This window comes from Saprospiraceae bacterium, from assembly GCA_016717265.1.
Taxonomy (GTDB): Bacteria; Bacteroidota; Bacteroidia; order Chitinophagales; family Saprospiraceae; genus Vicinibacter.
The window spans coordinates 2,294,771-2,307,954 of the sequence record JADKFX010000001.1; the positions used below are offsets into that span (position 1 = coordinate 2,294,771).

5 protein-coding genes (1 of these 5 cut by a window edge) are annotated in these 13,184 nt (G+C 36.9%); 2 read left to right on the forward strand and 3 right to left on the reverse strand.

Translation table 11 applies throughout. The features are described from left to right. Positions 1–2,931, reverse strand: partial view of an HYR domain-containing protein gene (locus IPO86_08790; protein MBK9728197.1) — the start only. 19,851 nt of this gene lie to the left of the window's left edge; the window shows 2,931 of its 22,782 coding nt (coding positions 1–2,931); its start codon is at positions 2,929–2,931; the stop codon falls past the left edge of the window. Then, a complete protein-coding gene (locus tag IPO86_08795) occupies positions 2,931–8,429 on the reverse strand; it encodes a hypothetical protein (GenBank protein MBK9728198.1) in 5,499 nt (1,832 codons plus the stop codon). Before IPO86_08795 ends, IPO86_08790 begins: the two co-directional genes overlap by 1 nt. A gap of 874 nt (positions 8,430–9,303) precedes the next feature. Between IPO86_08795 and IPO86_08800 the strand changes: the two genes are divergently transcribed. Next, on the forward strand, positions 9,304–11,235 hold the full coding sequence (locus tag IPO86_08800) for a cytochrome C peroxidase (GenBank protein MBK9728199.1): 1,932 nt from the start codon (positions 9,304–9,306) through the stop codon (positions 11,233–11,235). 10 nt (positions 11,236–11,245) lie between these two features. Beyond that, complete coding sequence (locus IPO86_08805) at positions 11,246–11,596, forward strand: c-type cytochrome (protein ID MBK9728200.1); 351 nt, start codon at positions 11,246–11,248, stop codon at positions 11,594–11,596. Between the two features lie 316 nt (positions 11,597–11,912). On the opposite strand, the gene IPO86_08810 is transcribed toward IPO86_08805, so the two are convergent. Next, positions 11,913–13,130: an agmatine deiminase family protein gene (locus IPO86_08810; GenBank protein MBK9728201.1), complete on the reverse strand. Its 1,218-nt coding sequence runs from the start codon at positions 13,128–13,130 to the stop codon at positions 11,913–11,915. Between the last annotated feature and the right edge of the window lie 54 nt (positions 13,131–13,184).

The window sequence follows — 13,184 nt, forward strand, 5'->3', positions numbered from 1 at the left end:
AAAAGTTGCAGAACATGTTTTCGGCGCCTCGCAAGAACTCGTTACCGTAAAGGTAACGGTAGCAGTGCCTCCGCAGGCACTTGGTGCCGCTCCAGAATTATTTGATATACTCGCATTACAGCCACCCGAAAAGCTTGCATTTCCTAACCAGGTAGCAAATTTACTATCAATAGCCGCTTGTGTTTGACAAGATGCTTCCGTTTGATTTGTTGGACAGGTTAAAACAACCGCAGGGGCAGTTGTTACTGTAAATATTGCCGAACAAGTTTTAGGTGCTTCACACGTACTCGTTACGGTAAAGGTCACCGTAGCGGTACCACCACAAGCGCTTGGAGCTGCGCCAGCATTATTACTTATGGTGCCATTACAACCACCTGTAAAGTTAGCTGTGGCTAGCCAGGTAGCAAATTTACCATCAATGGCAGCTTGGGTTTGGCAGACAGCTTCTGTTTGATTTGCTGCACAGTTTAATACGATCGGAGGAGCAACACTTACACCAAAAGTTGCCGAACACGTTTTATTAGCCTCGCAGGTTGATGTTACCGTAAATGTAACCGTCACAGTGCCTCCACAAGCAGCTGGAGCAGCCCCGGCATTATTAGAAATCATAGCATTACAGCCACCTGTAAAAGTAGTAGTTGCAAGCCAGGTAGTGAATTTTGCATTAATGGCTCCTTGTGTTTGACAAGCAGCTTCAACTGTATTTGAGGCACAGGTTATGGCAACCGGAATGGCCGCTGCAACTGCAAATGTTTTACTGCAAGTAACAGGAGCTGTACAATCACTAGTCACTGTAAATATTACTGTTTTAGTACCTCCACAGGCATCTGGTGCACCCGAATTATTATTCGTTAACATAGGATTACAGCCACCTTCAGAACTAGCTTGTGCCAACCAGGCTGTAAAGGCAGCATTGACACTGCCTTGAGTAGGACAGGCTGCAATTGTTGTATCGTTTGGACAAGTTAAAAAAGGACCCGGTACTGGATCTACATTAATTACTTGTACGCAAGTACTTACATTTCCACAAGAATCTACAGCTGTCCAGGTTCGGTTAATATTATAATCTCCTGTACAAGGTCCGGGAACCGTTACATCAGAATGTGTAATATTCGTCACCGTATCAGCGCAATTATCAGTTGCATCTGCATAACCTGTAGAATCCGGACTTGTCGAACCTTCACAGGTAATAGTAACATTTGGTGGACAAGTGATTTGTGGTGCAGCAGTATCAATTGCAGTAATAATTTGTTTTTTAGTTCTTGAATTATTACAATCATCAGAAACAACCCACGACCTTTCAATGATCATTTCATCTGGGCAATCTCCGGTAAGCACTTTATCCACATACGTTGATGATGGAATCGTATCACAATTATCTTGAAGGTTTGTAGGATAGCCAGTAATTTCAGGAGATGCATCAAATCCGCAGGAATCATAATTGATGAAAGCACGCAATTGAAAATTATCTATGTAAATCGGTTTTATACCACCTCCAATACTTCCGGAATAACTAATTCTCAGGTATAATTTAGAAACACTTTGTGTAAATGGAATTTTTGCAGTGTCTTCTGCCCAGGTATCTAAAGTGAGCTTATAGGAATTAAATTTTGTCCAAATGATACTATCTAAACTATATTCATAATGCAAGGTATCAGCACTTTCTGCATCTTCTTTATAGGCCTGGGTATACACAAAGTAATCACTACAAATTGGGAGTGTACTTCCTTTGATATTAAATTGCCAGTAGCCTGGATTACTGGATGTATCTACGCGCAAAGATCTACCAGCAACGAGGTTTGTTGTAAACGCTAATGGACCTGTTACAGTACCTGTATCAATTTTAAAAACATTAGAGCTTGTATCTATTTTTGATTCCACGCCAAAATATAACATTGGCGATAATTTAGAATAAGATTGTCCACTATTGAAATTATAATTTACTAAAGTATGGGTGTCTGCAACAGCACCCCCTTTGTAAATTGTAATATTTGCAGGCACATCAAATGTTGGGCGGGTAGTATCGCTAATGGTAATTTCCTGGATCTGATCATCTGCAAGATTTCCACAACTATCCTGTAAAGTCCAGGTTCTATAAATTAAATGAGAACCTTCACAAGGAGTAGCAATAAGGGAGTCACAATACGTTGCTTGAATATCTGGATTACAACTATCAAATTCATCGGTTACATCACCTGTTACATTTGGTGATGCATCAAACGTACAACATACATTTGCCCGCACCTCAAAATTGTCTATATATAAATCTCTGGGATTGGTATTCGATCCTCCTGAATAGGTAACTCTCAAATATAAATTGCTAGGATTTGCAATTCCTGGTACCGTTGCGGTGTCTTGAATCCATGTTCCTACAGTGAGTGCTTTTGTTCTGAATGTTGTCCAGGTAGTTCCATTTAAACTATGCTGAAATTTTAATGTATCCGCACTTCCAGTTCCATTTTTCTTTGCTTGAATATATACTGCAAAATTTGTACATTTTGTTAAATTATCACCCGCTAGATTAAACTGCCAATGACCTGTCACATTGGATGTGTCAACCCTTAATCCCTTTCCTCCAATAGCATTTGTAGTATATGCTAAGGTACCGGTTGAAGTGCCTGTTGTAAATTTATAAGAGTTTGAACTTGCATCTACATCAGAAGTAATTCCTGCGAAAAGTGCCGGACATAAACTTGAATAACTAGTGCCAGAGTTAAAGTCATAATTTACCAGGGTCGTTGTATCTGGGATATCTGAACTTTTATAGATCGTTATATTGGCAGGTTTTGTAAATGTAGGTTTTATAGTATCTGCTCCAACAGTAAATGTAGCCGAACAAGTTTTTGGTGCTTCACAAGAACTGGTTACTGTAAATGTCACCGTTTTACTACCGCCGCATGATGGAAAATCGCCTGCATTATTATTGGTCATTACAGCACTGCAACCCCCGTAAAAGATGCCGTTGCTAACCAGGTATTGAATTTTGTTTCAATCACTATTTCTGATTGACATGGTGGTTCCACTTGATTTACCGGACAGGTTAAAACAACGGGAGTAGCAGTCGTAACAGAGAATGTTGCCGAACATGTTTTTGGTGCTTCACAGGTACTTGTAACCGTAAACGTAACAGTAGTAGTGCCACCGCAAGCTGCAGGTGCACCTGAATTATTATTGCTGATTACAGCATTACAACTATTTGTAAAGGCTGCGGATGCTAACCATGTTGCAAATTTGGTATTGATAGCTGCCTGGGTTTGACAAGCTGCTTCTGTTTGGTTGATTGGACAAGTTAAAGTAACAGCGGGTGCATCTAATACTGTAAATACTGCTGAACAGGTTTTCGTAGGTTCGCAGGTACTTACTACAGTAAATGTTACTGTTTTTGAACCACCACAAGCTAGCGGTGCCCCAGTATTGTCATTTATCATGGCTGCATTGCAGCCGCCTGTAAATGAAGCGGTTGCAAGCCAGGTTGCAAATTTAGTATCAATGGCAGCTTGTGTTTGGCATTCAGCTTCTATTACATTCGTAGGACAATTTATGACAACCGGAGTAGGGGATGTCACTGCAAAAATTGCAGAGCATGTTTTATTTGGTTCACAAGTACTGGTTACCGTAAATGTTACAGTATTTGTTGCTCCACAAGCACTTGGTGTGCCTGGACTATTGTTTGTTAAAACAGCACTACAACCACCAGTAAAACCTGCTGTTGCAAGCCAGGTGGCATACTTTGTATCAATTGCTGCCTGAGATTGGCATTTTACTTCGGTTACATTAGTTGGACAGGTTAAAACAATCAATGGTGTTCCTGTCACCCCAAAAGTAGCACTACATGTTTTGTTTGATTCGCAACTAGAAGTTACCGTAAACGTAACTGTTACAGTACCACAGGTACATGCATTAGGAGCACCGGTATTATTATTTGAAATAGCAGCACTACAACCACCAGCAAAAACTGCAGAAGCTAACCAGCTTGCAAATTTCGTATCGATGGCTCCTTGCGTTTGGCAAGCTGCTTCTGATTGATTCGTTGGACAAAGTAAGGCCACAGGCGTAGCCGCAGCTACTCCAAAAGTGGCGCTGCATGTTTTATTTGCTTCACAAGTGCTAGTTACCGTAAAAGTTACCGTTACAGTACCACCGGTACATGCATTTGGAGCCCCTGTATTATTGTTTGAAATTGCGGCACTACAACCACCGGCAAAAACAGCAGAAGCTAACCAGGTAGTAAATTTTGAATCAATGGCAGCTTGGGTTTGGCAAGCAACCTCTGATTGATTTGAAGGACAAATAAGGGCGACCGGAGTTGCAGCAGTGACCCCAAAAGTGGCGCTGCAAGTTTTATTTGCTTCACAGCTACTCGTCACTGTAAATGTTACAGTTACCGTACCACCGGTGCAAGAATTGGGGGCTCCTGTATTATTATTACTTAAGATGGCATTACAACCACCACTTTTTGTAGCAGAGGCTAGCCAGATTGTAAATTTAGAATTTATTGTTGCCTGTGTTTGACAAGCAGCTTCCGTAACATTTGTCGGACAAGTAAGTGCTACCGGTGTTGCAGCAGTAACGGCAAATGTTGCACTGCAAGTTTTATTTGCTTCGCAAGTACTCGTTACCGTAAAAGTCACTGTTTTTGTTCCACCCAAGCAAGCATCTGGTGCTCCTGTACTATTGTTCGTTAAGCTCGCACTGCAGCCACCACTGGTAGACACAGAAGCTAGCCAGGTTGCATATTTTGTATTTATATCTGTTTGTGTTTGACAAGCTGCCTCCACTTGATTAATCGGGCATGTTAATACAACCGGTGAAGATGTCACTGTAAAACTAGCAGTGCATGTTTTGGTAGCTTCACAAGTGCTTGTCACGGTGAATGTAACGGTTACTGTAGCACCGCAAGCAGCTGGATTTCCAGGACTATTATTTGTTAGGGTTGAACTACAACCACCAGATTTTGTGGCAGTTGCAAGCCAAGCTGCGTATTTAGTATTAATGGATGCTTGTGTTTGACAAGCGACTTCTGTAACATTTATAGGACAGGTCAATACAATGGCTGCAGGTGCTGCGACACCGAAACTTGCCGTACAGGTTTTATTAGCTTCACAGGAGCTGGTTACTGTAAATGTCACTGTTGTGGTTCCGCCACAAGCATTTGGTGCACCAGAATTGTTATTGCTTAAGACTGCATTACAGCCTCCACTTTTACTGGCTAGTGCTAACCAAGTCGCAAATTTTGAATTAATTGCTGCTTGTGTTTGACATGCTATTTCACTTTGATTGGCAGGGCAGGTAATTGCTACTGCCGTTGGTGTTGAAACCGTAAAGACTGCAGAACAGGTCAAGGTATCTAAAGGGCAATCACTGATATATGTGAATACGACCGTTTTTGCACCACCGCAAGCAGAAGGTGCACCTGTACTATTATTAGAAAGTACTCCATTACATCCACCACCACCAACACCTTTAGCTAACCAAGCAGTGTAAAATGAATCTACTAATGTTTGGCTAAGACAGGTACCAAGCGTTGTATCTAATGGGCAAGAAAGATAAAAACTTCCAAGTAAATAATCCTCAACTTCACCGTTTGATGCGGATAAAAAAGAACGTTCGTCAAAGGCAGTAGTTGAGACATCATCTTGAAGATTATTGGTGGTTAATCGAATTCTTAGAAAACGATTGGAATCAGGACCTGAAATGGTAACTCCCGTCCAAGTTAATGTTTTCGAACCTGTAAAACCATCTGCAACGGTAGTTGAAACAAATTCATTGGCTTGAAAACGTACTGTACCTTCTAAATTTATCCAGCCATACAAATTTGCAGTTTGGCCAGTTGAATTGTGAATATTGTCTATGGTAATGCTAATATCCTGAGGTCCGCCAGCGGCCAGTGAACCCAATGTCAATACACCATCTTCATCATCAATCCCTGCTAAATCATCACCATTTGCCTGGAGGTTTGGTTGTATATCTAATTCACCATCTAAATTTCCAATATATAAATTCTCACAATCGATAGTATGTGAAGGCTTCCCCCACTGCAATGGAATATCGCCATAATCTGTTTGAACAATGGATGGTAGCTCTAATTGAAAAATGATATGGGAATCATCTGTGCCATTAGATTTAGTTCCATCAAAACCGCCAAATATAGCATTCGGAGTATGTGAGGAACTATGGATAGTAGTTCCTACATAAATATTACTTCCGTAAACATTTAATTGGTTTGAACCTCTTGGATCGCCAATGTTACCCAGATAATCATTGTCGGATCCACCTACATAAGTGCCGTAAAGTAAAGTATTTAGAGCATTTGGAAAGCCTGCAAAAAACATATCTGTTCCACCATTATGTGAAGCATCATAAAAGGGCTCACCACTAGGATTTATGGTTGGCAAACCAGTTCCGCCAACGGTACCCCAAATTAATAAAAATGTTGTGGTACTATCACCTCCACAATCGGATTGGGTAACTTGTTTTATTCCATTTCCTAAATCATTGGATGTTGTCCCATAAAATGTAGCTATGTAACCGGTAGTACCTGCAGCATCCACAGCACCAATTATCGCATCTGTTCCCCCTCCATTAAAAGAAACATCATATGCGCCCGATGAAGTTGGAAAACCTGTGGCCACATCACCTGTAAAATATAGTTTCGAGCCTATGACTTCACAATCCTGAATTCTATCATTTCCTGCACCACCTATTTCATCAAGATAATTAAACGTTGTACCTGTACTATTTAATACGCCGATGATTCCGTCTAAATTAGTAATGACCACTGATCTACCAGCTGCAGAGTTGAATTCTGTAAGCGTACTAGCTCCATTTCCACAAAAAGCGACGCGACCATCTGTTAAAATTTCCAAGTCATTAAACTCATCAGCCTGGGCTCCTCCAACATAAGTACCCCAAACTAAATTGTTTAAGCCACTGAATTTTGCGATATACATGTCACCAGCACCGCCATAAGTGGTATCTGCTGCCTGTACTGGAAAATAATTGGGCGAAGTTCTTGGAAGTGTTCCATTTGCTGTCATACCGACAATAAAAGACGTATCAGATATTGCTCTTATGCAAGTGGCCCCTTGTGTTTCAGCTCCGGTACTTCCTAAAAAAGTTGCATAATGTAAAGTTCCTAGATCTTTAGAAAATACAGCTACAAAGGCATCCGTACCATTTTGGACATTGTCAAAAGGGGAACCAACACGAGGAATGTCTAATTCTGTCATCCCCGAAATAAAAACTCTATTTTGAGATAAACTTAATCCGAATGCGTTTACTGTACCGTTATTTGGAATTGTAGCTGGACCATAAAGTGTTAAGTCTAACAAATCATTTCCTGTGCTATTTATTCTATATACTACAGAGGTTGCCTCACCTGTATTTGTTCCACCTGTAAGTCCGGTCACGACATTCTGATAACCATTAGCATCATAAGGCGATGTACCTGTAGTAATTTGTCTATTTGTAGCACCTGCACAATATAAAATTCCATCTAAAGTATCTAATTGAATAGCATACAAATATTCATCAAAGTCGTTTGGAGCACTCACGATATCATCCATATAGGATCCCCAGACTAAAGTGGGGTCAATCACAACAGGAAAACTTGGATCAATTATAGATTTGGTTTTAAAAGCAATCGTATTTGAATTGGTTTTCGTAAACTCAAAATCCACGGCCACTTTGCCATGGTCAGTAACCTGATAGGATTCAGGAATATGAAATTCTAAATCTGTAAATCGCAAACCGACTTTTAAACTTCCATCTTTATTAATTTTTAATTTATCCTGCCCTTCAAATCCCATGGAGATTTTCGAGTAATCTGCTCCTGGGTCTATGATCCAGTCAAACTCAAGTGAGCCATCTTTTGTGCTATATAACCTTAGGTCTATCCCAGGATAAACATCTTCTAAAGTCAAGTCTTTTGCAGCAGTGATACCAGAAAACCAGGAATTTGGATCATTTCCTAAAATGTAGTTATAATTTGTTCTAAAAGATGCACCTAGGTTTAATGTAGGATTTTCATTAGACCCATTTAGATTTATAGTAAAAATGTGTCTTCCAACCAATACAGATTGATCTTCTCTTAAAACAGTGCTATCATTTTCGTTTATTTTTTTACCTTTTTTCTTGGTAACATATTCACTGGTTACAAAGCGTATTTTACTTTTTTCAATATAAATAGAACCCTTTTTGCTTTCACAATAATACAGGACATCTTTATTAGGATATTGTCCTTTGTTTTCCATAAATCGAATCGTAGCGGCATTTTCTTTTAGGGTCTCGCGGACTCTTTTTTCCGTAAGAACTTGTTGTGGTACAGGTAAGGATTGGCCAAAAGTTATGCTAAAACAAAAAGTCAGAATTATGCTTGTAAATATTGTTTTAAAAGAAGTCTTGAAATTGGTAAATATATTTATACTCATAGGGTTGGATAGATTCAAGTTAGTAACCGACATTGTTTTCAGAAATTGTAATGTATGGTATTTGTCAGTCGTGAAAAATGAATTTACTGACGAAGGAAGATTATGTATAGTTTGCTTTGTTTTCAAGGATTGACTTTTAAAATTAGTATCCATAATTTAATGGTTTGAATATTACGACACGCTGTATTAAATACGTTAACAGCATACTAAAAGGATGTTTGGTACGAAAATAAAAACCTGGTAGTATCCATAGCGAAGGCTGGCAAACAAAGCTGCCAGACATTTTAGCTAGTATATATTTTTTAAAGAATTGGAAAATAAGAATGCAAGTAAGGCATATGCCCCAATAGAGCACATAAAATGCACAAAGAAGATTACCTACCACAATAATCATTTACTTTCAGGTCAGTTTTTGTTCCAATCACAAAATCAAATCAAAACATATTACAAAATATATTATATAAAAATTTATATAATATGTTCTTAATCTGATACTTATAAAAGGAGTTATTGTATTACTTGCCCTCCAAAGTTACAACATTTTGAGAAAACCAAGAAGTTTTTAATAATTTATTTAAAGGGAAGTAATAAATATATAGGAAAAACTTATTTTTGTAAATATTTTAAGATCAATAAGTTGAAACGTTTTAAAAGTAAAATTTAATAATTTCTTAGCAAATTTTTTAACGTTTGAATGGTTTGGTTTGCCTATTTTTAAAATTAGTGGGTACGAATTAAAAAATACTACAATCTATAAGCAATATAAAATACCGAAAAAGTAATTTATATATAGATTTAATTTTGAAGCATGGATTGGTTTTTTAATAATTTATCTAACTAAAATTATCAATTTGACGAAAACTTAATTTTGACATTGAAAGCTATCTTATTCTCTTCCAAAACATACATTAGCCTATTTGTCTTAGGTTTAATTTTCTTTTTTTCTTTCAAAAAGGCAGAGATATCAAGTTTAAAAAAAATCTACCTGGCAGATGTCGAAAGATTAGAAGGAGCACTACAGCATTTAAAAGTTACTATCCAACAAGAGGACGTAAGTTCAGAAGAAGGCAAACTTAGGGTTCTGAATTATTTAAATGAAACGCGTATCTATGTTAAAAATGCTGATTTTTGGCTCCGGTATCTTGAACCAATTGTTTATAAAAAAATAAATGGCCCTTTACCTGTAGAATGGGAAAATGAAGTTTTTGAAAAATTTGAAAAGCCTTATAAAAGGGAAGGAGCTGGTTTGAGTTTGGCAGCCGTTTATATGGAAGAACCGAATTTTGAAAAGGATTCTTTAATTCGCTTGATTGATTTAACTATGGAATCCTGTATACCGTATAAACAAGATTCGATCACCCGTTTTTTTAAAAATCATCATGCATTTTTTCTGGCAAATCGATTGTTTTTATTAAACCTTGCAGCGCTTTATACAACCGGCTTTGAATGTCCGGATTCAGAGCGGATTCTCCCTGAACTTAAAGCGATGCTAGCACATGTTAGTATGATTAATTCTGCTTACAATGAAACATTTCAGGATTATCCCTTAGGAGAGATGTATCTCAAAAGATTCAAAAAATTAGAGACTTATATCGCATCTCAACATCAGGATATAAACCGATTTAATCATTATAACTTTATTAAAGACTTTGTAAATCTATTATTTGCAATGAATCAGGAAATGATTCGCAAATACAAGATTGTTTCGGAAAATTTTAATGACTATTCACTGAATAATAAGGCAAGTTCAATTTTTGATAAGTTTCTTTATGAAGGCCAGGATACGAAAGGTATCTATAGGGGAATAAAAAATGATTCTCTCTTAAGTCAAATTAGAGCTTTTGGTAAATTATTATTTTATGATCCAATACTATCAAAAAACAATAAGCGATCCTGTGTGTCCTGTCATAAACCTAAAGAATTTTTTACCGATACATCCGTTACAAGCAGTTTGGAGTTTGATCAGCACACGCTATTGTCGCGAAACACACCCACACTATTGAATGCAGATGCAAATCATTTGCTTATGTTGGATGGAAAGCATATTGATCTATTCGGACAATTTAAGGATGTTATTGCGAATCCAAAAGAACTGGCAAGTACTGAAAAGGAAATTCTAAAAAAGATTTTAAGTTGCCATGAGTATAAAGAGCGGTTAAAACAATTTGCTGATTGGACGAATAGTAAGGAGATTACATTTGAACATATTTCCGCTTCAGTTATACTTTATTTTAGTCAGTTTAGTAAATATACTGCGCCTTTTGATGACGCAATGAATAATAAATCAATTCTCAATACACAGGTAATCGATGGATTTAATTTATTTATGGGTAAGGCCGCTTGTGGTACCTGTCATTTTGTTCCGTTGTTTAATGGTGTAAAACCTCCTTATATCGGTAGTGAATTTGAAGTGTTAGGCGTTCCGCAAACTAAAGATTTTAAAGCACTTAGTGTCGATCAAGGTCGGTATCTAATAAATCCTGCCAAGGAGACAAAACATGCATTTCGAACTGGCAATTTGAAAAATATTATGAAGACAAAACCCTTTATGCATAATGGCGTTTTTAAAAGTATGGAAGAAGTCATTGAGTTTTATGATGCAGGAGGAGGGGTTGGCAAAGGATTTCAATTAAAGAATCAAACCTTATCAAGTGATTCTCTAAAATTGAGTGACACTGAAAAAATTCAATTGATTCAATTTATGGAATCTTTAACGGAAAATATTATTTTTGATGAGCCACCAGCAGCGCTTCCTAAATCAAAAATCAAAGCGTTAAACCAGCGAAAAGTTGGTGGTGAATATTAATTAAAGAAGTATGAATAGAAACTATTTATTTGGAATGCTATTTATCGGAATGTTTGTTTTTCAATGCCATTCAAATAAAGTAGTTTACGATTTACCAGATACAATCTCAAAAGATGCCAAACGAAATTTTACTGCATACCTTGATGAAGGGCAAGCTCTTTACAAAATAAATTGCAGTAATTGTCATGGTATTATTGGCAATGGTATTGACAGTATTCCAAATTTTACAAAATTAGAAATTGAAACCTATAAAGCTAAGCTCGCTTTAAAAAATGAAAATACACATGGTGCTGCAGAAAAACTTAGCTATCAACAAATTGAATCCATTTTGCATTTTCTTACTTTTCGCAAATTAAAATAAGATAAAATTTATATTTTTTTTCTAAGTATAAAATAAAAACCTTAACAATCTCATCATTTTTTTTAGTTGCGGTGGAAACATTTTTGGAAAGTTTTATTCCAAAGAAGACCTTCCCTTAATTGCCAGGCATCTGCTTCAATTTTCTAACAAGATTTTTTGTTTTACACTAGAGTTAAACTCAGCTTCATTTAATAAAAGAATCTCCTTAAAAGTTAAAGTGAAAAACACTCACCATGCGTTGCATGTCGAAGGCATATTTTATTATTATAAGAAAAGATATTTCTTGCTCTCGGTTTTTTAAGTGAAACCATTTAATTTAGGGTGTTATTTGTCTGGATGGCTGCTGTTGCGTTGCACAATGAATGCCGCCACCGCGCCAATTTAAAGGCAATGCATTTATAAAAACAATTTTTCGATTTGGAAATGCTTTTACAAAAATATTTTTTACTTGATTTTCTTTTTGAATTGAAGAACCTGATTTGATATAAGTTGGAAGCAAAATTATTTGATTGGATATAAAATAATTTAAATAGCTAGCGGAAGCTACTCTGTTTGCCGTATCTCCGGCTTTCCAACCATCAGAAGCTTTAAACATAAGTTCTGGTACATTATAATATGCATCCCATTCATCCTCCTTGTTTATTTGTACTTTTTGGATTATTGGATCTGGCAATGGAACTTTTATAATTTTAAATTTATGTCCTTCTACATCTCTTGAATTTTTTAGAATTTGATAATTAATATGCATTCTTTCATAATTCATTTGGTTGATTGGATTTGCATTTTTTTCTTCTTCTGAGACCCATGCTAATAAAATTGTTTTCGGATCAGAAAATCGGGCATATTCATCAATATGTCCACCGGTACCAAATGCTATATATCCTTTTGTAATGGTTTGACAGATTTGAGGATCTTCTACCAATCCATCCTGTAACCAGATAAACTGAGTCGTACCTAAAACACGCTCAAATTCTGCTTCCAGAGTTTGTTTTGTAGCCCCTTTATTTCTGTTTAAAGTGAGTGGTTCATTTAAAAGTATGGTGCCCTTACCATTAACTTCGATCATGCCACCTTCAAGTTTTATCCACGATTTTTCAACCGTTAAATCCAATAAAATACCCATGAGGCTGTCTATATGACTCTTTTGTGTCTCCGGATTTTTGTTGAGTACATTTTGAACCTGTATTTCATCCCCAGCATAGTAATTTTTCAACCAATCCTCATACCCATAATTTGCCCATTCAAAATCAATGACTTTTAATTTGCCAAGTTTATTTACAACGAACGTGGCACCATGATCCCGGATCCAAAATTCGTTATCTTTCATAATATCAAATTGAATCAAATTCGTGTTTATATGATCACTTTGTAAAAAATCTTTACATATTTTTAGCAGACTATCAGATTGAGAAATAATCCGAATTTGTACATAAGGTAAAAGTTCTTTAACGATATCATAGCGTACCTGTCGAAATTCATCGTTTCCGCCGCATCCCATCCAAACTGCATCCTGCTGCTCAAATTCTGCAGGCATGTAAAACTGATCATTATTGACTTCTGGTCGGCAGTTTTGGAATAGAAGCAAGCA